At 74.7% G+C, this 19,427-nt stretch carries 17 protein-coding genes and 1 tRNA gene; 9 read left to right on the top strand and 9 right to left on the bottom strand.

Features of this window, described 5'->3' with window-relative positions; all coding sequences use genetic code 11:
• Positions 1 to 5: 5 nt before the first annotated feature.
• Positions 6 to 650, bottom strand: coding sequence for a response regulator transcription factor (locus ACIP84_RS11270; RefSeq protein WP_355962573.1), 645 nt, complete (start codon positions 648 to 650; stop codon positions 6 to 8).
• A complete protein-coding gene (locus tag ACIP84_RS11265) occupies positions 638 to 1,975 on the bottom strand; it encodes a sensor histidine kinase (protein ID WP_401797328.1) in 1,338 nt (445 codons plus the stop codon). The genes ACIP84_RS11270 and ACIP84_RS11265 overlap by 13 nt, the downstream gene beginning before the upstream one ends.
• A 177-nt stretch (positions 1,976 to 2,152) precedes the next feature.
• Between ACIP84_RS11265 and ACIP84_RS11260 the strand changes: the two genes are divergently transcribed.
• The 5 genes from ACIP84_RS11260 (at position 2,153) to ACIP84_RS11240 (ending at position 6,259) form a co-directional block, all read left to right on the top strand.
• Complete coding sequence (locus ACIP84_RS11260; RefSeq protein ID WP_355962577.1) at positions 2,153 to 2,326, top strand: hypothetical protein; 174 nt, start codon at positions 2,153 to 2,155, stop codon at positions 2,324 to 2,326.
• Between the two features lie 83 nt (positions 2,327 to 2,409).
• Positions 2,410 to 3,612, top strand: coding sequence for a DNA polymerase III subunit delta' (locus ACIP84_RS11255; protein ID WP_355962580.1), 1,203 nt, complete (start codon positions 2,410 to 2,412; stop codon positions 3,610 to 3,612).
• A 95-nt stretch (positions 3,613 to 3,707) separates the two neighbouring features.
• Positions 3,708 to 5,270: an alpha/beta hydrolase gene (locus ACIP84_RS11250; RefSeq protein ID WP_401797323.1), complete on the top strand. Its 1,563-nt coding sequence runs from the start codon at positions 3,708 to 3,710 to the stop codon at positions 5,268 to 5,270.
• An 85-nt stretch (positions 5,271 to 5,355) separates the two neighbouring features.
• Positions 5,356 to 5,429 (top strand) — tRNA-Thr (locus tag ACIP84_RS11245).
• 131 nt (positions 5,430 to 5,560) lie between these two features.
• Positions 5,561 to 6,259 carry a pyridoxamine 5'-phosphate oxidase family protein gene (locus tag ACIP84_RS11240; protein WP_401797320.1) on the top strand — a complete coding sequence of 233 codons (699 nt, stop codon included), beginning with the start codon at positions 5,561 to 5,563 and terminating at the stop codon, positions 6,257 to 6,259.
• Positions 6,260 to 6,325: 66 nt separating this feature from the next.
• Here ACIP84_RS11240 and ACIP84_RS11235 read toward each other — a convergent pair whose 3' ends face one another.
• Together ACIP84_RS11235 and ACIP84_RS11230 are read right to left on the bottom strand one after the other, a co-directional pair.
• A complete protein-coding gene (locus tag ACIP84_RS11235; RefSeq protein ID WP_401797317.1) occupies positions 6,326 to 7,204 on the bottom strand; it encodes an RNA polymerase subunit sigma-70 in 879 nt (292 codons plus the stop codon).
• A 38-nt stretch (positions 7,205 to 7,242) separates the two neighbouring features.
• Positions 7,243 to 7,623 (bottom strand): DUF6479 family protein, encoded by a 381-nt coding sequence (locus tag ACIP84_RS11230; protein WP_355962605.1) that lies wholly within the window; start codon positions 7,621 to 7,623, stop codon positions 7,243 to 7,245.
• A 151-nt stretch (positions 7,624 to 7,774) separates the two neighbouring features.
• Between ACIP84_RS11230 and ACIP84_RS11225 the strand changes: the two genes are divergently transcribed.
• Together ACIP84_RS11225 and ACIP84_RS11220 are read left to right on the top strand one after the other, a co-directional pair.
• On the top strand, positions 7,775 to 8,284 hold the full coding sequence (locus ACIP84_RS11225; protein ID WP_355962607.1) for a SigE family RNA polymerase sigma factor: 510 nt from the start codon (positions 7,775 to 7,777) through the stop codon (positions 8,282 to 8,284).
• A gap of 113 nt (positions 8,285 to 8,397) precedes the next feature.
• Positions 8,398 to 9,723: a hypothetical protein gene (locus tag ACIP84_RS11220; RefSeq protein ID WP_401797314.1), complete on the top strand. Its 1,326-nt coding sequence runs from the start codon at positions 8,398 to 8,400 to the stop codon at positions 9,721 to 9,723.
• 129 nt (positions 9,724 to 9,852) lie between these two features.
• Here ACIP84_RS11220 and ACIP84_RS11215 read toward each other — a convergent pair whose 3' ends face one another.
• Together ACIP84_RS11215 and ACIP84_RS11210 are read right to left on the bottom strand one after the other, a co-directional pair.
• Complete coding sequence (locus ACIP84_RS11215) at positions 9,853 to 11,544, bottom strand: bifunctional 3'-5' exonuclease/DNA polymerase (RefSeq protein ID WP_401797311.1); 1,692 nt, start codon at positions 11,542 to 11,544, stop codon at positions 9,853 to 9,855.
• A 134-nt stretch (positions 11,545 to 11,678) separates the two neighbouring features.
• Entirely contained in the window at positions 11,679 to 12,923 is a 1,245-nt protein-coding gene (locus ACIP84_RS11210) for a LuxR C-terminal-related transcriptional regulator (protein WP_355962614.1), read from the bottom strand.
• Positions 12,924 to 13,064: 141 nt separating this feature from the next.
• Here ACIP84_RS11210 and ACIP84_RS11205 point away from each other — a divergent pair, with 141 nt between their 5' ends.
• Positions 13,065 to 14,036, top strand: a complete 972-nt coding sequence (locus tag ACIP84_RS11205; protein ID WP_401797308.1) for an NADP-dependent oxidoreductase — start codon at positions 13,065 to 13,067, stop codon at positions 14,034 to 14,036.
• Between the two features lie 113 nt (positions 14,037 to 14,149).
• Positions 14,150 to 14,740 carry a GNAT family N-acetyltransferase gene (locus ACIP84_RS11200; protein ID WP_401797305.1) on the top strand — a complete coding sequence of 197 codons (591 nt, stop codon included), beginning with the start codon at positions 14,150 to 14,152 and terminating at the stop codon, positions 14,738 to 14,740.
• A gap of 640 nt (positions 14,741 to 15,380) precedes the next feature.
• Here the strand turns inward: ACIP84_RS11200 and ACIP84_RS11195 are convergent.
• The 3 genes from ACIP84_RS11195 to ACIP84_RS11185 all read right to left on the bottom strand — a co-directional run bounded on the left by ACIP84_RS11195 (position 15,381) and on the right by ACIP84_RS11185 (position 19,345).
• Positions 15,381 to 17,495: an FtsX-like permease family protein gene (locus tag ACIP84_RS11195; RefSeq protein ID WP_401797302.1), complete on the bottom strand. Its 2,115-nt coding sequence runs from the start codon at positions 17,493 to 17,495 to the stop codon at positions 15,381 to 15,383.
• Positions 17,489 to 18,250 carry an ATP-binding cassette domain-containing protein gene (locus tag ACIP84_RS11190; RefSeq protein WP_401797969.1) on the bottom strand — a complete coding sequence of 254 codons (762 nt, stop codon included), beginning with the start codon at positions 18,248 to 18,250 and terminating at the stop codon, positions 17,489 to 17,491. Before ACIP84_RS11190 ends, ACIP84_RS11195 begins: the two co-directional genes overlap by 7 nt.
• A gap of 276 nt (positions 18,251 to 18,526) precedes the next feature.
• Entirely contained in the window at positions 18,527 to 19,345 is an 819-nt protein-coding gene (locus ACIP84_RS11185) for an NAD(P)H-binding protein (RefSeq protein ID WP_401797299.1), read from the bottom strand.
• Between the last annotated feature and the right edge of the window lie 82 nt (positions 19,346 to 19,427).

The following is a 19,427-nucleotide window of genomic DNA, read 5'->3' as shown; positions in this document are numbered from 1 at the left end:
GTGGCTCAGGCGTCGAGGTAGGCGAGGACGGCCAGGACCCGGCGGTGGCCGCCGCTGTCGCTCGGCGGCAGGCCGAGCTTCAGGAAGACATTGCCGATGTGCTTGTGCACGGCCCGCTCGGTGACCACCATCGAGCGGGCGATCGTGCCGTTGTCGTGCCCCTGCGCCATCAGTTCGAGGACCTCGCGCTCCCGGGGGGTGAGGGAGTCCAGCGGGTCGTCACGGCGGCGGGAGAGCAGCTCGGTGACGACCTCCGGGTCCAGGGCCGTACCACCGGCGGCGACCCGTTCCAGGGCGTCGAGGAACTCGTCCACCCGGCCCACCCGGTCCTTCAGGAGATAGCCGACGCCCCGCGCGCCGCCGCCCAGGAGTTCGGCGGCGTACGTCTCCTCCACGTACTGGGAGAGTACGAGGACCGGAAGGTCCGGCAGCTGCTCGCGGGCCGAGAGCGCCGCCCGCAGCCCCTCGTCGCGGAAGCCGGGCGGCATCCGTACGTCGAGGACGGCCACGTCCGGGCGGTGCTCCAGGAGCAGCGGCAGGACCTCGGGACCGGTGGCCGCGACCCCGGCGACCTCATGCCCTGACGAGGTCAGCAGCAGCACGAGGCCCTCCCGCAGGAGGGCGTTGTCCTCGGCGATCACCACACGCACGGAAGCTCCACTTCGATCACGGTCGGGCCCCCTTCGGGGCTGGTCAGTCGTACGGTGCCGTCGAGCGCGGCGACCCGCCGGCGCATGCCGAGGAGCCCGGAGCCGCCGCTCTCGCCGGCCTCGGCGCCGCCCCGGCCCTCGTCCGCCACGCGCGCGCGGAGAGCGGTCGGTTCGCGGATGAGGGCGACGGAGGCGCGGGTCGCGCCGCTGTGCTTGGCGGCGTTGGTGAGGGCCTCGGCGACCACGAAGTAGGCGGCGGCCTCGACGGCGGCGGGGGCGCGGGGGGCGGTCGCGGCGGCGCTGCCGAGCTGCTCCGGCCCGGCTCCGGGGGTTCGGGCGGTGCCGGGCTGCTCCGGCCCGGCTCCGGGGATTCGGCCGGTGCCGAGCCGATCCGGCCGCCCGCCGGAGGTGCCGGGGGCGGCGAGCCGGTCCGGCCCGTCGCCGGGAGCGTGGTCGGCCAGGCCCGTCACGGACACCTGCACCTCCAGGCCGCTGCTCGCGGCGAGGGCCCGCACCGCCCCGGTCAGGCCCCGGTCGGTGAGGATCGGCGGATGGATGCCGCGCACCACGTGCCGCAGCTCGGCCAGCGCCTCCTCGGCCTGCGTCTGCGCGTCGTCGAGAAGCTTCCGCGCGGCCACGGGATCGGAGTCGTACACCCGCTTGGCCAGGCCGATCCGCATGGAGAGGCTCACGAGACGGGCCTGGGTGCCGTCGTGCAGATCGCGCTCGATCCGGCGCAGCTCGGCGCCGTGCGCGGCGATCGCGCCCGCCCGGGTGGCCGTCAGCTCCTCGACCCGGGCGGCCAGCGCGGCGGCCCGCGCGGCCGCGGGGGTCGGCGTGAGCAGCGCGCGCGACCACTCGGCCCCCAGGTCGGCGAGCCGTCCGATCAGCGGCAGGACCACCGGCCGTCGCCCCGCGAGCCCGGTCACCACCCCGTCCACCAGGAGCGCGGGCGGCCACAGCACCAGCGAGGCGCACCAGACCCCCATGCCGTACAGCAGCTGCGCGGCCGCCCAGACCAGGTCCCGCCCCGTGCCCGGATCGGTGACGGCGGTCCGCACGCGCGCGGGGAGGGGGCCGTCGAGCGGCAGATACGCCTCCGGGACGGGCGCGCCGGTCCAGGCGGCGGTCCGGCGCCGCTCCCAGCCCGCCAGGCGGCGCAGCAGCAGCACGCTCTCGGGCAGGACGCCCGCGCCGACGACGGTGGCGGTGAGGAAGGCCGTGAAGAGGGCCAGGCCGGCCATCAGGTAGCAGAGGAGCGCGATCGCGGCCCCGCTCAGGAGATGGAGCGACGCCCGGCCGGATTCCCTGATCGCGTCGCGCATACCCACCAGGTTATGCGGGCGGACCCGAGGGACTCGGTGGAGCAGGCACCACCATCGGTTCGGGGGCGGGCACCGCTGTCCCGGAGCGCCGGGCGGGCCAGGATCGAACCAAGCTTCGTCGGCCGGTCCGACGAAGACCGGACCACCCTCCCCGACTCCCCACCCACGGAGATCACCATGCGTTCCCTGCTCTGGCTGCTGCTCACCGCGAGCGTCCTCGGCAACGCCTACGTCAACACCTTCGCCGGCTGGACCGGAGCCACTCAGATCGCCGCCAGCGTGTGCACCGGCGTGGTACTGCTCGGTTCCGCCGCCGGTCTCTGGCTCACCCGCCCCCGCACCGAGGCCTGAACCGGGCGTACGGCTCCGGCCGCCCGACCGGGGTTGTCAGAGGACTGCCCCACAATGGAGGGCGTACCTGAGGAGGGGCAGACATGGCCGTATGGGACGACCTGGTCGGACAGGCGAAGGTCGAGGAGCAGCTCGCCGCGGCCGCGCGGGACGCCGACGCGCTCGTGACCGCCCATGCCGCCGGCGAGCCCGACCCCGAGGCCTCGACGATGACCCACGCCTGGCTCTTCACCGGCCCGCCGGGGTCCGGGGTCGAGACCGCCGCGCGGGCGTTCGCCGCCGCGCTGCAGTGCGTGAGCCCCGACCGGGCGCTCGGCGGGGCGCCCGGCTGCGGGTTCTGCACCGGCTGCCACACGGCACTGGTCGGCACCCACGCCGACATCACCACGGTCGCCGCCGTCGGTGCCGTGGTCAGGGTCGAGGACATGCGCGATACCGTCCGCAAGTCGTACACCGCGCCCGCGAACGGTCGCTGGCAGGTCATCCTGGTGGCAGACGCCGAGCGGCTGAACGAGAAGTCGGCCAACGCGGTGCTGAAGGCCGTGGAGGAGCCCGCTCCACGCACCGTCTGGCTGCTCTGCGCGCCCTCGATCGAGGACGTGCTGCCCACGATCCGCTCCCGGTGCCGCCACCTGAACCTGCGGACGCCCCCGGTGGACGCGGTCGCCGACGTGCTCGTACGGCGGGACGGCATCGAACCGGAGACGGCCCACGCCGCGGCCCGGGCCACCCAGGGCCACATCGACCGGGCCCGGCGGCTCGCCACCGACGAGCGGGCCCGTGCGCGCAGGGCCGCCGTCCTCAAGGTGCCCCTGCGGGTCCACGACGTCGGCGGCTGCCTGAAAGCCGCGCAGGAGCTGATCGACACGGCGACGGAGGACGCCGACCAGGTGGCGGAGGAGACCGACGCCAAGGAGACCGAGGAACTGAAGGCGGCTCTCGGCGTCGGCCCCGGCGGGCGGATGCCGCGGGGCACGGCCGGTGTGATGAAGGACCTGGAAGCCGACCAGAAGCGGCGCAAGAAGCGCACGCAGATCGACAGCCTGGACCTCGCGCTCACCGAACTGACCGGCTTCTACCGCGATGTCCTGGCGCTGCAGCTGCGTTCGCGCACGGCCCTCGCCAACACGGACGTGCGGGACGCGATCGAGCGGATCGCCCACGACACCACGCCGGAGCGCACCCTGCGCCGGATCGAGGCGGTCCTGGCCTGCCGGGAGGCCCTTGAGCGGCAGGTGGCGCCACTGCTCGCGATGGAGGCGATGACCTTGGCGCTGCGGGACTAGGAATGCTGCGGCGGCGCGGGGGCGGACGGCGTGGACGGGGCGGGGCCGGGAGTCCGATTGGACACGGTGCGTACCGCTCCGGATACGCTCCGGGAATGGACTCCAGGCGCTTGCTCCGTACGTCCGCCACGGCCCTCGCGGCCGCCGGACTGATCCTCTCCGGCTGCTCGGGCGGAAGCGACGCGGCGGCGTCCCGCACCACGGCGGCCGCCCGGCAGGCCTCGCCGTCCTCGTCGCCCTCCGCTTCGTCCGAGGCGCTGAAGAAGTTCTACGGGCAGAAGCCGACCTGGCGCGACTGCGGTGTCACGGGTTTCCAGTGCGCGACCCTGCGGGCCCCGCTGGACTACGCGAAGCCGGACGGGCAGCAGATCGACCTGGCGGTCTCGCGGGTCAGGGCGACCGGCCCCGGCAAGCGGCTCGGTTCGCTCCTGGTCAACCCGGGCGGCCCCGGCGGCTCCGCCGTCGGCTACCTCCAGGGGTACGCGGGCGTGGGCTACCCCGCACCCGTCCGCGCCCGCTACGACATGGTGGCCGTCGACCCGCGCGGAGTCGCGCGCAGTGAGCCGGTCGAGTGTCTGACGGGCCCCCAGATGGACACGTTCACGCAGGTCGACCAGACCCCGGACGACACCGCGGAGGTCAACGCGCTGAGCGCCGCCTTCAAGGCCTTCTCGGCGGGCTGCGCGAAGAAGTCGCGGGCGATCCTGCCGCATGTCTCCACGGTCGAGACGGCCCGTGACATGGACATCCTGCGGGCGGTGCTCGGCGACGAGAAGCTCAACTACGTGGGCGCCTCGTACGGCACGTTCCTCGGTGCCACGTACGCCGAGCTGTTCCCGGACCGGGTCGGCCGCCTCGTCCTCGACGGGGCGATGGACCCGTCGCTGCCGGCGATCGACCTCAACCGCGACCAGACCGCAGGCTTCGAGACCTCGTTCCGGGCCTTCGCCGCGGACTGCGTGACCCAGCCGGACTGCCCGCTGGGCACCGGGTCGGTCGAGGCGGCGGGCGAGGCGCTGAAGAAGTTCTTCCGCGACGTGGACGCCGAGCCGGTGCCCACCGGCGAGAGCCGGGCGCTCGGCGAGTCCCTCGCCACCACCGGCGTGATCGCGGCGATGTACGACGAGGGCGCCTGGCCCCAGCTGCGAGAGGCCCTCACGCAGGCGATCGGCGGCGAGGGCTCGGGCCTCCTGGCGCTGGCCGACAGCTACTACGAGCGGGAGGCGGACGGCACGTACGCCAACCTGATGTTCGCCAACGCGGCCGTGAACTGCCTCGACCTGCCGGCCGCCTACAGGGGTCCCGCCGACGTCTCGAAGGCCGTCCCGTCCTTCGAGAAGGCCTCCCCGGTCTTCGGCAGGGGCCTCGCCTGGGCGGCCCTCAACTGCACCTCCTGGCCGACCCCGCCCACCGGCGGCCCCCACCGGATCACCGCCGAGGGCGCCGCCCCGATCCTGGTCGTCGGCACCACCCGTGACCCGGCCACCCCGTACAAGTGGGCCCAGTCCCTGGCCGGTCAGCTCTCCTCCGGCACCCTTCTCACCTACGAGGGCGACGGCCACACCGCGTACGGCCGGGGCAGCGACTGCGTCGACACGGCGATCAACACCTACCTCCTCGACGGCACCCCTCCCGCCGAAGGAAAGCGCTGCTCATAGGCCCTCTCGGGGGGTGGTCGGAGCACCCCGGGAAACTGTGTAGACTTGGCGTCGCTGCTGCACCCACCATGGGTTCGGACGGCGTGCCGCCTTAGCTCAGTTGGCCAGAGCAACGCACTCGTAATGCGTAGGTCTCGGGTTCGAATCCCGAAGGCGGCTCGGATCAGCCCCAGGACTCACTCGCCGTGACCTGGGGCTTTTTCATGCCCGGATACGGGGATTGCCGTCCGGGGCCCGGAGGTCGTACAACTCCGGAGGATCTTTGCGTCGGGTGAGTACCTGGGGGAAGCATGAGCGGCGGCGGCACGGACACGGTCGGCGGGGACGAGGTGACGGCCGTCACCGAGCGGACCCGGTTGCGGAGGATGCGGGAGCAGGGCAGCCATCGGCGGGCCGATCTGGACGCCGTGCTCGGGGCCGGGTTCCTCTGCCATCTCGGCGTCCCCGTCGACGGGACGACGATGGTGGTGCCCACCGTGTACGGCGTCGAGGGCGACCGGCTGTACCTGCACGGGTCCGTCGCCAGCCGCAGCCTCGTCCAGGCGCCCGACGCCACCGTCTGTGTCACCGTCACCCACGTCGACGGGCTGGTCCTGGCCCGTTCCGTCTTCGAGCACGGGGTGAACTACCGCTGCGCGATGATCTACGGCGTCCCGCGCCTCGTGACCGACCCGGACGAGAAGCTGCGAGGCCTGCGGGCGCTCACCGAGCAGAGCGCCCCGGGGCAGTGGGAGTACGTACGGCAGCCCAGCCGCAAGGAACTGGCGGCGACCGCCGTGCTCGCCCTCGACCTGACCGAGGCGTCCGTGAAGACCCGCGGCGGGCCGCCGGACGACGGTGACTCCGAGGACGCGGCGCTCGGGCTGTGGGCCGGGGTGCTGCCCGTGGTGACCACCTTCGGTGAGCCCGTCACCGATCCCGTGCTGCCCGCCGACGTCGTACCGCCGGCCCATGTGGCATCCCGCGCGGGGCGCGTCCTCGGCGAGTGAGCCGAGAGGGGGAGTGGGCTGGGGAGTGGGCCGGGTCCGCTGTGGTGACCGGAGTGCGGAAGGGGCTCAGAGCTGGAGCCTCAGGCGGCCGAGGTGGTCCGCGTCCGACAGGGCGTCGATCGCCGTGATCCGGTCATCGAGGACGGTGAAGGCGAACACGAGCACGGGGTCGCCCTCCGCCGGCCAGGCCAGCCCCGCCGCCCCGTCCACCAGGGCCCTTCTGGCCGTGCTCACCCGGCGGGCGATCGCCTCCGCGACCGCCCCGGGCCCGTGCGCGGCCGCCGCCCCGGCCCGCTCGGCCGCGGCGTCGGCCCGCAGCACCACGTCGGGGTCGAGGAGCTCGCGCACGGCGGTGGCGTCGCCGCTCCGCGCGGCCGTCAGGAAGGCCGCGACGACGTCCCGCTGGCGGGGCAGGTCCGGCTCCGGCATCTCCTCGGCCTCCCGCAGCCGGTAGCGGGCGCGGCCCGCGAGCTGGCGGGTGGCGGCCGGGGTGCGTTCCACGATCGGGGCGATCCGCTCGTACGGGACGGAGAACTCGTCGTGCAGGACGTACGCGAGCCGTTCCGGGGGTGTCAGTCCGTCGAGGGCCGTCGGTGGGGGCGGTTCCTCGGGCCCGTTCCGGTGGTTCGGCATGCCCGAGGCCCAGGGGTCCCAAGGGTCCCAGGGGTGTTCACGGTGGGTCTCGCGGGACCGGAGCCGGTCCAGGCAGGCGCGGGCGACGGCATCGGTGGGGTCGTACGGGGCCGGGACCGGGCCCGGGGCGATCGGGGGGAGCCGGGGCCAGGTCCTCCGTACGTCCTCCACCGCCTCGTCCGCCTCCTCGGGGGTGCCGAGGAGGCGGTACGCGACGGCCCGCAGGTGCGGTCGGAGCTCCTCGAAGGGAGCTGTGGGGAGGGCTCCCGCGAGCCCTCCCGGGAGCGTTGCGGGGACAGCGTTCTCATCCACGGGGCGTGGCCTCCGTCGGCGAGCAGGGCAGGAGGAGTTCAGTCGCCGTGACCCGTGCCTCCGCTGCCGAAGCCTCCGCTGGAGATCCCGCCCCACTTGCGCTTCTCCTCGGTCGGCGGGTCGGGTGACGCCTCCGAGCCGTCCTTGAGCTGGTAGGGCATGAGCCGGTGTTCGCCGTCGGTGTGCGGCATCTCGGTGGGCCTGCGGTACCCGGACGCCTCGCCCGGCAGGCTGCCGTCGTCCGGCCGGTGCGGCTGCTCCTCCGGCGTGGGCGGATTGGATTCACGGTTGCGGACCCGGAAGCCCAGCCAGAACGCCGCGATCAGTACGGCCACAAGGACGAGGCCGCCCAAGACCTGGCCGAGGCCCGACTGCCAGACTCCCGCGGCCAGGGTCTGGGCTGCGCTGAGAGTGTTCATACTCCAGGATTACCCCTTTTCTCCGCTTTTGGACGCACCTGGCGAAGACGCCTGCAGATTCCCTCGAAGACGCTGAAACATTCTTCCCTCCCCGTCGCGTCAATGAGGTGTACGGCGACCACGCCACGTGACCGCGAGGGAGAGGAGGGGCATGAGAAAGTCCCGCGCGGACGAGTTCCTGGAGTTCGCCGCCGCACGCACGGGCCCGCTGTTCCGTTCGGCATGCCTGCTGACCAGCGGGGACACCCACCTCGCCGAGGACCTCACCCAGGAGACGCTCGGCAGGATGTACGCCCGGTGGGGCCGCATGACCCGGGTAGGGAACCCCGCCGCGTACGCCCAGACCGTGCTCGTCCGCACGTTCCTGAGCCACCAGCGGCGCAGGTCGGCCACCGAGCGCCCCCTCGGCGAGCTACCCGACCGCGCCCCCGACCACGGCGAGGACCCGGCGCTGCGGATCGCACTGCTCGACGCGCTGGCCGGACTCGCCCCCAAGGACCGGGCGGTCGTGGTGCTGCGGTACTGGGAGGACCGCAGCATCGAGGAGACCGCCGACGCCCTGCACGTCAGTTCCGCCGCGGTACGCACCCGCTCCGTACGCGCCCTCGCGAAACTGCGCGAGCGACTCGGCGGCAGCATCACGGAGTTCGCCGCGCGCTGACCGCCGCGGGCCCCCGCCGGCCCCACCACCCCGCCCCCACGGGGTCTTCTCCTCCACGTTTCCCCTTCCACCCCACGCTTCCTCATCCCCCGACCGGAGACGGTGAATTCGACATGCCTCAGAACGAAGACCCCCAGCACGAAGGGTTCGAGGACGAGCTCGGCGCGATCCTGCGCCACACCGGCGACGCCTTCGCCGCCGACGACCGGCGCGAGCTGGTCGAGGGCGGGCTCCGGCGAGGCAGGCGGCGCCTGGTCCGCCGTCGCCTCGCGATGACCGGCGGCGCCCTCGCGCTCGCCGCCGTCGGCATCGGCGGTGCGTACGGCGGCTCGCTGCTGCCGTCCGCCGCGGACGCGCCGGACACCTCCGTGGCGGCCCCGCCCAAGTCCACCGCCACCACCGACCCCGTCCCCGGGAAGCAGCTGCCGGGCGGGGCGAGGATCCCCGTCAAGGACATCGCCGCCGCCCTCAGGGCCAACACCCCGGCGGGGACCTGGGAGATCGACGGCCTCGACGGCTTCGGCCAGTCCGCCGGCGGTGTCTTCGACGACGGCAAAGGCAAGGCCGCCGTCACCGTAGGCCTCTTCCGCACGGGCACCGGCGAGGCGGGCGAGGACCAGGTGGCCTGCCCGGACAAGGTCGCCGTCCCCTACGACGACTGCACCGAGGAGAACCTGGCGGGCGGCTCCCGGCTCATGATCCTCCAGGGGTACGAGTACCCCGACAAGCGCGAGGAGACCAAGGCCTGGCGTGCGGTCCTGCTCACCAAGGACGGCTTCCTGATCGACGTGAGCGAGTACAACGCCGCCGCGGAGAAGGGCGCTCCGGTCAGCCGTGAGAACCCTCCCTTCACCCCCGCGCAGCTCAAGGCACTCGTCACCGCCCCCGACTGGGGTCCGCTGGTCGCGCGGCTGCCCGAGAGCGTGGACATGTCCGGCGGCGGCGAGGGCGGCCAGGGCGGTGGTGCCGGTCAGGGCGGCCAGGACGAGCCCCCGCGGCACGTGGAGCCGAACGGCGCCGCCGTCCAGTCCACCCTGCGCTCCCTCCTGCCCGAGGGCCTGAAGGTCGCCGACAAGGGCGGCGAAGGCGAGTACGCCTACGTGGTCGTCGACGACGGCAAGGGCAGGAGCCTCGTCCAGATCAACGTCCAGCCGAACATGTCGGACGTGGCCGGCGACCTCTTCGGCAGCGGGGACGTCACCACGCTCCCCGACGGCCGCAGGGTCAAGCTCACCCAGCAGCCGGGCGAGAAGGGCGGCGAGGGCGTCGTCTGGTGGACCGCCGACACCATCACCCCGGAGGGCTTCCGGGTCGTCGTGTCCGCCTTCAACGCCGGCACCCAGCACGAGGCGGCCACCCGCGCCGAGCCCACGCTGACGATGCAGCAGCTGAAGTCGATCGCGCTCAGCCCGAAGTGGCAGAAGCTGCCGCTGAAGTAGGCGGCCGGACGGACGAGAGGCCCCGCACGCACAGGCGAGCGGGGCCCCTCCGCTTTTCCCGCGCGGCTACCTCGCGTCCGTGTGCCGCTCAGCCGGGGTCACCTCGCGTCCGTGTGCCGCTCCCCGTCGCTACTTCGCGTCCGCGTACCGCTCCACCGTGGCCACCGTGAACGGGAACCGCACCGGAGTGTCCCCGAACGCGATCCGGCCCGCCTCGTCCCCCGCCGCCCGGATCGCCGCCGTGACCGCCTCCGCCTCCTCCATGGGGCAGTGCACGATCACCTCGTCGTGCTGGAAGAACACCAGCTCCGCCCGCATCCCGGAGAGCGCGCGCCGCAGTGCCGCGAGCATCAGCAGCGCCCAGTCGGTCGCGCTGCCCTGCACCACGAAGTTACGGGTGAACCGGCCCCGCGCCCGCGCGTTCCCGGACGCGTACCCGGGGGTGAACTCGCCTTCCTCCGCCGCCGGTTCGCCACCCTCCTGCGGCAGGCCCGCCTCCTCGTCCTCGCCCGAGCCGACCGCCCGCGGGCTGGTCCTGCCCAGCCAGGTCCGTACGAGCCGGCCCTCCTCGCCCGCCTTCGCCGCCTCGTCGACATAGGCCACCGCGCGCGGGAAGCGGCGCCGCAGCGCCGCCAGGTTCTTCAGGCCGTCGCCGCTGGTCTGCCCGTAGATCGCGCCCAGGAGCGCGATCTTGGCGTGGTCGCGGTCGCCGGAGAAGGCCCGGTCCGAGAGCCGGGTGTAGAGGTCGTCGGGGTGCCCCGCGACCTCCATCAGGCCCGGGTCCCGGGAGATCGCGGCGAGCACCCGCGGTTCCATCTGGTCGGCGTCGGCCACGACGAGACGCCAGCCCTCGTCCGCGACCACCGCGCGCCGGATCACCTTCGGGATCTGCAGGGCCCCGCCGCCGTTGGTCGTCCAGCGTCCGCTGACCGTGCCCCCGGGCAGGTACTCCGGCCGGAAACGGCCGTCCCGCACCCAGTCCTGCAGCCACGACCAGCCGTGCGCCGTCCAGATCCGGTACAGCTTCTTGTACGCGATCAACGGCTTCACCGCCGGGTGGTCGAGCTCCTCCAGCTCCCAGCGGCGGGTCGACCTCAGCCGCACCCCGGCCTGCGCGAAGGCCTTCACCACATCGGCGGGCAGATCCGGCCGGACCCGGCGACCGAAGGCCGCCGACACCTCGTCCGCGAGCTCCGCGAGGCGGCGCGGCTCGCCCCCGCCCGCGTACCGCTCGCCGAGCAGCTCGTGCAGCAGGTCCCGGTGCACGTCCGCCCGCCACGGCAGGCCCGCCCGGTGCATCTCGGCGGCCACCAGCATCCCCGCCGACTCGGCGGCCGTCAGCAGCCGCATCCTGCCCGGGTGCTCCGCCCGCTCGTGGCGGCGCAGCTGCTCCGCGTAGACCGCGAGGAGCGCGTCGAAGGGGACGGAGACGACGGGGCGCGGCTCGAACAACGAGTCCTGCGAACCGGGCTCGGCGCCGCGCTGCGGGGGATCGGGTGGCACCGGGGCGTTGCGCAGGCGCGCCCAGGCCGCCGCCGCGGAACGGGGCTCGCCGAGCCGTCCCTCGTGGCCCAGGAGCAGCTGCTCGGCGTCCTCCATGTCGTAGCACCGCTCGACCCGTACGCCGGCGGCCAGCAGACGGGGGTACACCTCGGCCGTCGACCGCCACACCCAGCGGGCGACCTCGGGCCTGGCGCGCACGGCCGCGACCAGGTCCGGCTCGCGCCGCACGTCTCCGGCGGGCAGCCCGTCGGGGCCGAGGGGGACGAGCAGTGCGCCGTCTCCCTCGGCTTCGGCTGCGAGGGCCCACCGCTCGGTCATGGGTGCGAGTCTGGCACCCCCCACTGACACCCCCCGGCCTCCGCCGCGCCGCCTTTCCCCACACCGTTGTGGGCAGGCGCCCGCCGCTGCGGAACGCCGGCGCGGCCCCCGCCGCGCGGCCCCCGGCGCTGGAGCTACGCCGCCGCGTGGAAGAGGGCCGCCGCCTCGCCCCGGGAGTCGACGCCCAGCTTGTTCAGGATGTTGGCGACGTGGAACTTCACCGTCGACTCGCTGATGTGCAGCTCCTCCGCGATGCGCCGGTTGCGGTGGCCGAGGGCCAGGTGCCGCAGGACCTCCACCTCCCGCTCGCCGAGGCCGGTCAGCGGGTGCGCCGCCTCGACCGGTGCGGCCGGTGCCGCCAGCGGGACCACCGCCGTGATCGTCGTGCCCCAGCCCGGCACCGGGTCCATGTCGAGCCGCCCGCCGAGCACGTCGAGCCGGTCCTTGATCGTGCCCGCGCCCAGGTCGCAGGGGGCGAGCGCGCCCGCCCCGTCGTCCCGTACCGCGACCCGCAGCTCGTGTTCGGTGAGCTGCCAGCCGACGTGGATCCGGTGCACCGACTCCTGTTCGAGGACGATCAGGAGGAGGGACCGGACGATCGCCCGCGCGCTGTGCGCCACGTCCGCCGCGAGCGAGCGGTCCGAGTCGGGCGCGCCCAGGTCGAGCCTGACCTGGCTGTGCCGCAGCATCGGCCGGAGTTCGGCGGCGAGCCGCTCGAAGGCGTCCTGGGCCGGCTCCTCCGCGAGCGCCCGGTCCCGCCGCTGCGCCGCCCGCATCTCGATCAGCGCCGACGCGGCCAGGTCGGTCGCGGTCGCCCGGGCCGTCGTGTCGTCCAGGGCCCGGCTGCGCAGCACCCCGAGGACTCCGGAGAGGGCCGCGGAATGGGTGGCGGTCAGCTCCGCGATCACTCGCGCCCGGGTGTCGGCCGCCGCCCTCGACCGGGCCAGGGCTCCCGGCAGGGCCTCGGTCGCGAACCGGTCGAAGTGACTCGCCACCAGGTCCCACAGGGCCTGCGCCACGGCCAGCTCGGCCTCGCCCGCCGGGGCGCTGCCGTCCTCCCGTACGAGCACGAGGACGGCCCCGCGCACGGTCGCGTGGCTGGTGACGGCGACGACCTCGCGCTCCAGGCCGCCGATCGTCGCCACGCCCTGCCAGGGGCTCCCGGGCACGCCGGCCGCGAGCAGCGGGGCCAGTTCGGAGGCGGTGAGCAGCTCCGTACCGCCGAGGGCCTTGAAGGGGGAGTGGGCGCAGTGGGTGGAGAGTTCGGCCGCGTCCACGTGCGGGACGAGCGGGGCGAGGGCGGCCGAGACCTTGGGGAGGATCTCCCCGAGGGGCTGCCGGATGATCTCGTACGCGGTGGTCAGCGTCTGCGCGTCCATGCGGGGGAGCGTACGCGGGGAGGGGTGGGGAGCGGCCGGTCTTTCGGCCAGGTGGGACTGGCCGTTGGGAGGGCGGGGAGGGGGTGGCCGTGGCCGCAGGCTGGGTCTCGTCGAAGTGAACGGGCGGCTGTGGAGGCTGAGATGGAAGCGATCGTGTACGAGGAGTTCGGCGGTCCCGAGGTGCTGCGCCACACGGCGGGTGCCGCCGTGCCGGAGCCCGGCCCCGGCGAGGTCCGCGTCAAGGTGGCGGCCGTCGGGGTCAACCCGGTGGACTGGAAGCGCCGTTACGGCTGGGTCGAGGAGTTCTACCCGACGACCTTCCCCGCCGTCCCCGGGCTGGAGTTCGCCGGCACCGTCGACAGGCTCGGCGAGGGCGTCACCGGTCTGGCGGTCGGTGACGAGGTCCTCGGCTGGACGAAGACCGGCGCCTACGCCGAGTACGCGATCGCCGACATCGTCGTGCCGAAGCCCGCCGGGCTGCCCTGGGAGACCGCAGCGAGCCTCCCGGTGGCCGGAGAGACGGCCCAGCGGGTCCTCGACCTGCTCGGCGTACGGGCCGGCGAGACGCTGTTCCTGCACGGCGCGGCCGGGGTCGTCGGCTCGGTGGGCGTCCAGCTCGCCGTCGCCGCCGGGGTCACCGTGATCGGCAGCGCGTCCGCGTCCAACCACGCCTACCTGCGGGAACTCGGCGCGATCCCGGTGGCGTACGGGGAGGGCCTGGCCGACCGGGTGCGGGCCGCCGCTCCGGACGGCGTCGACGCGGTCTTCGACGCGGCCGGGCACGGGGTGCTGCCGGTCGCGATCGAGCTCCTCGGCGGGGTGGGGCCCGGCGGGGTGGGGCCCGACGGGGACGGGCCTCACGGGGACGGGGCGGCGAAGGAGCGGATCGTGACGATCGCGGACGCGGACGCGGAGAAGTACGGAATCGTGTTCTCCGGGTCCCTGGGCGACCCCGACGCCGTACGGGCCGGACTCACCGCCCACGCGCGCGGGGCCGCGGCCGGAACCCTCACGGTCCGGCTCGCCGACACGCTTCCCCTGAAGGAGGCGGCGCGGGCCCAGGAGCTGAGCGAATCGGGGCACGTGCGCGGGAAGTTGGTCCTGATCCCGTGACTCATGGGGCTCTCGTGGCTCCTCTTAACTCCCGTGACTCCGGGTGCGTGGTGGGGGAAGGTGGGGCGACCCCTCCGCCGTGAGCGGCGGTCCCGACCTGGAAGGCGACGACGATGTACGCGACACCCCTGGGAGACGACGGCGCGGAGCTGCGCCCGCTCGAACCGTGGCAGGCGGAGGAGTTCCTGGCGCACATGGACCGGGGACGCGAGTTCATCGGCGCGCGCAACGGCCTTCCCGACGTCGTCACCGACCTGGAGTCGAGCCGGGCGTTCCTCCGGCTCTACGCCGAGAAGGTCGCCGCCGACTCGGGCCGCATCCACGGCATCTGGTCCGACGGCACCCTCGTCGGCGCGGTGATCCTCCGGCAGCTGGACACGAAGAACGGCACGGCCGAGGCGGGCTGCTGGCTGGAGCCGGCGGGCGTCGGCAAAGGCCTGGTGACCCGGGCGGCCCGGATGCTCATCGACTGGGCGATCGAGGTGCGCGGGATCCACCGGGTGGAGTGGGTGGTGTCCTCCGACAACGAGCCGAGCATCGCGGTGGCCCGCCGCCTCGGCATGAGCAGGGACGCCGTCCTCAGGGCCAGTCACCCCTACCGTGGCCGGCGTCACGACGAGGAGGTCTGGGCGGTCCTGGCCCCGGAGTGGAGGGCGGCGAAGTCCGCGTCCGTGACGGCGGGGGCAGAGGAGAGCGGGGCCTGAGTCGGGCCCGGGCGGGGATGGGGAGGGCGAGGTCCGAGTCGGGCCCGGGCGGGATGGGGAGGGCGGGGTCCGAGTCGGGCCCGGGCGGGGGCAGGGGCGGCACGGGGGTGCGTCCCGGTCCCTTTCAGCCCGTGTCCGGGTCTCCCTTTCCGTCCGTGTCTAGGTCTCCGTGGGCGCCGTGAGCGGCGCGGCAGGGTGCTCCTCGGGGGCCGGGTGAGGGGTGAAGATGCTCAGTCGGTACGTCGTCGGGTGCGTCGAGCGTCCGCAGAGCATGTCCAGCCTGACCACGTCCCAGTCGAGGCCGGGCTCCTCGGCCCGGAGCCGCCGGAGCTCCGCCTGCCACTCGACTCGTCCTCCGTCGTGTAGCGGAGCTCCCAGCGCCCCGCGTCCGGGCCGAACCGGTCCGCCTCGCCCGAGAGGTCCGCGAGCTCCCGCTGCCGCTGTCTCTGCCGCTTCCGCTGTCCCGGCACAGGACCGATGATCGCCGTCCCCCGTTGCGCCCCGCAAGGCGTTTCACACGGACACACGGACGGGCCGACGGGCCACGGGCTGGCGGACGGGCCGACGGGCTGGACGGCTGGACGGGGCGGTGACCCGGCTCCGACCCCGGTCACCGCCCCGTCCGTCCCACCATCGCCGCTCAGCGCGTCAGGCGCCACGCGGGGAGGGCCGACGCGGCGATCGCGACCGCCGCGCACACGCCCGCCGCCGCGCCGACCGTGCCCCACGGGAGGGCCAGGGACACCGGGGCGGAGAGTGCGGCGAGGCCCGCTCCCAGGGTGCCGAGGACCAGCGCGGTCACCGCGAGGCCGAGCAGGGCGCCGATCGCCACGGCGAGGGTCGCCTCGCCCGTCACCACCCGCAGGATCTGGGCCCGGGTGGCACCGGCGAGCCGGAGGGAGGCCAGTTCTCCGCCGCGTACGGAGGTCGCCATGAGCAGGGTGTTGGCGAGGCCGATCACCGTGTAGACGAGGGCGATGCCGAGGACCAGGACCATGCCGAGCCGGGCCTGCCGGCCGCCGCTCGGCGGGCGCTCGGCCTCGGCCCACGCGTCGGCCGTCCTGACGGTCCCGCCGCTCGCCTCAAGGGCACGCGCCGTGGCCGTACCGCCGCCGCGTGCGTCGATCCGGTCGGGTTCGGAGCCGGGGGCGTTCGCCCGGGTGACGTACGGGCCGTTGTCGCCGGTCCCGAGGGCGAGGACGGCAGCGACCCGGAGCCGTACCGGACCGGTCCCGTCCGCCCGCCAGACCTCGACGGTCTCGCCCACCCGGCGCCGCTCGAACTCCTCGTTGACGACGATCGACCGGTCGTCGAGGTCCCGGGGATCGCCGGCGACCACGGGCAGCCGGGCGAGCTCGGCGAAGGCCGCGGGATCGGTGACCGCCCGCGCCGCGTACTTCACGACGGCCGCGTCCCCGTCCCGTACGAAGACCGAGGTCGGCCCCGTGGGCGAGACGACGGCCCCGGCGGGCGCCGTCACCGGCCGCAGGGCCGGGCCCGCCACGACGTACTCCGCGACCGTCTGCTCGCGCCCCTCGGCGCCCTTCGCGCGCGTGACGCTCGTCGCCGAGCCGAAGAGCGTCCCGGCGAGCGCCACGGTCACGAGGACGGGGGCGGCGACGGCGGCGGTACGGCGGACCGAGGCGGCACTGTTCTCCCGCACCAGCGTCCCCACGGCCCCCCGCAGCCTCAGCAGCCGGGCCACCGGCCGGATCAGCAGCGGGGAGAGCAGCGCGATGCCGGTGATCAGGAGCATCGGGAGGGTCGTGTACGTCTTCCGCTTGAGCAGCGCGGACGGGTCCGTGGCGTACGTCCAGACGAGGAGCCCGAGGCCGCCCAGGAGCAGTCCCGTACCGAGCAGGGCCCGGCCGAGGGGCAGGGTGTCGGCGTCGACGTCCGCCTCGCGGAGCGCGGCCGCCGGGCCGACCTTCCCGGCCCGCCGGGACGCGGCGGTCGCCCCGGCCAGGGCGACCGCCACACCCGTCCAGAACGCGGCGTGGAAGGGCCAGACCGGGCCGCCGACCGTGAACCACGCGGGCGCGAGGCCGCCGTCGACGAGGGTCCGGGCGAGCAGCGGCGCGCCGGCCGCGCCGAGCGCGCACCCGGCGGCGGAGGCGAGGACGCCGAGCGCCGCGGCCTCGGCGAGGAGGAGCCGGCGGATCTGTCCCGGGGTGGCTCCGGCGGTCCTGAGCAGGCCGAACTCGCGGCGCCGCAGGGCGACGGCGAAGGCGAAGGTGGAGGCGACCACGAAGACGGAGACGAAGGCGGTGACGCCGCCCGCGGTGCCGAGGAGGGCGTTGACGCCCACGAGCGCGTCGGCGTCCCGGTCGTGGTCGGGGTCGGCGCGCCGCCGTTCGTCACCGGTGAGGACCTGGGCACGATCGCCCACGAGGGCGCGGACCTCGGCGGCGGGGGCGTCGACGCCGACGGCGTCGGGGCCGCCGGAGGGGGTGACGGTCCAGCGGGTCTCCAGCTCGCGGAGCAGTTCGTTGTCCACAGGCTGTGGACGGTCGAGCCGCTGCGCCACGGACGCGGTTCCGGGTCCGCGCCGTACGTCCAGTGTCAGCCGGTCCTGGCCCTGCACCACGACGGGTGAGGAGGCGAACCGCTGCGGGGAACGCTCGGGCGCGTGGAAGGTCGCGGACAGCCCGAGGCCCATGGTGGCGAGCAGCCCCACGCCGAGGGCGAGGGCGACGAACCCGCCCAGGAAGGAGGCCCAGCGGGCCCGGAGGCCGGAGAGGACGACGGTCAGCACGGGACGCCCCCGGTGGGGGAGGCGACGGCGCCGGCCGGACCCGGCTCCGCCCCCGGCGCGGCCGGACCCGGCTCCGCGACCGGCGCGGCCGTGTTCGGCGTAGTCGTGTGCGCCGGGGGCGTCTCCGGGGTGGTGGTCCGCGCCGCCACCGTTTCCAGCGCGGTCATCCGCGCCGCGACCGTCTCCACCGTCGGGGCCGGAAGCTCGCCCGCCACCCGCCCGTCGACCAGGAAGACCACCCGGTCCGCGCGGGCCGCCGCCACCGGGTCGTGGGTGACCATGACGATCGTCTGGCCCTCCCGGTCGACCAGCTCCCGCAGCATGTCGAGCACCTCGCGGCTCGTCGTCGAGTCGAGCGCGCCGGTCGGCTCGTCGCCGAAGAGAACGGCCGGCCGGGTGATCAACGCCCGTGCGATCGCGACCCGTTGCTGCTGTCCACCCGACAACTCGCCCGGTCTGTGCCGCTCCCGACCCGCGAGCCCGACGCGGGCCAGCGCCTCCCGGACCTCGGCACGGGACGAGCGGCGGCCGGCGAGCCGGAGGGGCAGCGCGACGTTCTGCGCGGCCGTGAGCGAGGGCAGCAGGTTGAAGGACTGGAAGACGAATCCGATCCGGTCCCGCCGCAGCAGGGTCAGCCGCCGCTCGCTCAGCCCTTCGAGGGCGACCCCGCCGACCTCCACCCGCCCGGAGGTGGGCCGGTCGAGCCCGGCCGCGCACTGGAGGAGGGTGGACTTGCCGGAGCCCGAGGGGCCCATGACGGCGGTGAAGGTCCCGGTGCGGAAGTCGAGGTCGACGCCGTCGAGGGCGCGGACGTCCCGGTGGTGCCGGGTGAGCCCGCGGAGTCGTACGGCGGCGGTGAAAGCCGTCGCGGAGGTCGGCGCGGTGCTCGGCGCGGAGGTCGTGGTGGAGGTGGCGGCCGGGGTGTTGGGGAGCGTCGGGGTCATGGCTCAAGCGAACCGTTCTCACGGCCGCCGATCACGACCACTGGCGGGCCTCCCGGGGGTATGCCTGGCCCTACCCCCGAGCCGGGTCTAGCCCTGCCGTACGGCCTTCACGAACACGTCGAGCGCGTCGAGCGGTTCGCGGCCGGCCAGCAGCGCCCGCAGGTCGCTGTCCACCCCCGTACCGTCCATGAAACCGTGGGCGATCGCCGAGTACGTGCTCGCCAGCATCGGCACCTGGAACGGCACCGCCCCGGACGCGGCGATCGCGGCGCGGGCGTCGGCGAGCGTGCCGGGGGCGTACGTGGCGCCCAGGGCCTCCGCGAGGTCGGCGCCGCCGAGGGCGCGCTCGCCGACGAGCTCGTACACCCGGTTCCGGTGGGCGGCCGGGTCCGTCGCGACCGAGACGGCGATGTCGGCGAGGTCCGCGCGGGCGACGGCGGCGAGGCGGCCCTCGCCGAGCGGGCCCGTGATCCGGTTCTCGGCGTCGGGCGCGGCGATCCAGGTCAGGAACTCGGCGTAGAGGCCGTTGCGGAGGATCGTCCAGTCGAGGGTGGCGGAGCCCCGCAGCCGCCGCTCGGTCCAGCGGTGGGCGAGCGCGTACGTGAGGTGGTCGCCGTCGCCGGAGAGGCTGGTGTAGACGACGTGGCGCACGCCCGCCGCCTCCGCGGCCGATATCGCGGCCTCGTGACGGGACACGACCGTGTCGTCCTCCCCGTAACCGGCGGAGACGAGCAGCAGCGTCTCCACCCCGGCGAAGGCGTCCGGCAGTGTCTCGGGCGCGTCGAAGTCGAGGCGGCGGGTGCCGGGCAGCCCCGCGCGCGTACCGAGGACGACGTCCTCGCGACCGGCGAGCCGTTCGGCGACGAGCGAGCCGAGAGCGCCGGATACACCGGTGACGAGCAGCATGTTTTCCCCCTCGGGCCCTGGGGCCGCGGTGACGACGTGGTGGCTGAGACCATCGTGGGGGGACGGGGAAGATCGCGTAAGG

Origin of the sequence: Streptomyces sp. NPDC088707 (assembly GCF_044752725.1) — a bacterium.
Lineage (GTDB): Bacteria > Actinomycetota > Actinomycetes > Streptomycetales > Streptomycetaceae > Streptomyces.
Note: the sequence above shows the minus strand (reverse complement) of the source record. Positions and strands in the feature narration are given on the sequence as shown.

Excerpts from the sequence above, each read along its gene's own strand:
- ACIP84_RS11265 (WP_401797328.1), bottom strand. The coding sequence starts at position 1,975 with ATGCGCGACGCGATCAGGGAATCCGGCCGGGCGTCGCTCCATCTCCTG.
- ACIP84_RS11260 (WP_355962577.1), top strand. The coding sequence starts at position 2,153 with ATGCGTTCCCTGCTCTGGCTGCTGCTCACCGCGAGCGTCCTCGGCAAC.
- ACIP84_RS11255 (WP_355962580.1), top strand. The coding sequence starts at position 2,410 with ATGGCCGTATGGGACGACCTGGTCGGACAGGCGAAGGTCGAGGAGCAG.
- ACIP84_RS11250 (WP_401797323.1), top strand. The coding sequence starts at position 3,708 with ATGGACTCCAGGCGCTTGCTCCGTACGTCCGCCACGGCCCTCGCGGCC.
- ACIP84_RS11240 (WP_401797320.1), top strand. The coding sequence starts at position 5,561 with ATGAGCGGCGGCGGCACGGACACGGTCGGCGGGGACGAGGTGACGGCC.
- ACIP84_RS11230 (WP_355962605.1), bottom strand. The coding sequence starts at position 7,623 with ATGAACACTCTCAGCGCAGCCCAGACCCTGGCCGCGGGAGTCTGGCAG.
- ACIP84_RS11225 (WP_355962607.1), top strand. The coding sequence starts at position 7,775 with ATGAGAAAGTCCCGCGCGGACGAGTTCCTGGAGTTCGCCGCCGCACGC.
- ACIP84_RS11220 (WP_401797314.1), top strand. The coding sequence starts at position 8,398 with ATGCCTCAGAACGAAGACCCCCAGCACGAAGGGTTCGAGGACGAGCTC.
- ACIP84_RS11215 (WP_401797311.1), bottom strand. The coding sequence starts at position 11,544 with ATGACCGAGCGGTGGGCCCTCGCAGCCGAAGCCGAGGGAGACGGCGCA.
- ACIP84_RS11210 (WP_355962614.1), bottom strand. The coding sequence starts at position 12,923 with ATGGACGCGCAGACGCTGACCACCGCGTACGAGATCATCCGGCAGCCC.
- ACIP84_RS11205 (WP_401797308.1), top strand. The coding sequence starts at position 13,065 with ATGGAAGCGATCGTGTACGAGGAGTTCGGCGGTCCCGAGGTGCTGCGC.
- ACIP84_RS11200 (WP_401797305.1), top strand. The coding sequence starts at position 14,150 with ATGTACGCGACACCCCTGGGAGACGACGGCGCGGAGCTGCGCCCGCTC.
- ACIP84_RS11190 (WP_401797969.1), bottom strand. The coding sequence starts at position 18,250 with ATGGGCCCCTCGGGCTCCGGCAAGTCCACCCTCCTCCAGTGCGCGGCC.
- ACIP84_RS11185 (WP_401797299.1), bottom strand. The coding sequence starts at position 19,345 with ATGCTGCTCGTCACCGGTGTATCCGGCGCTCTCGGCTCGCTCGTCGCC.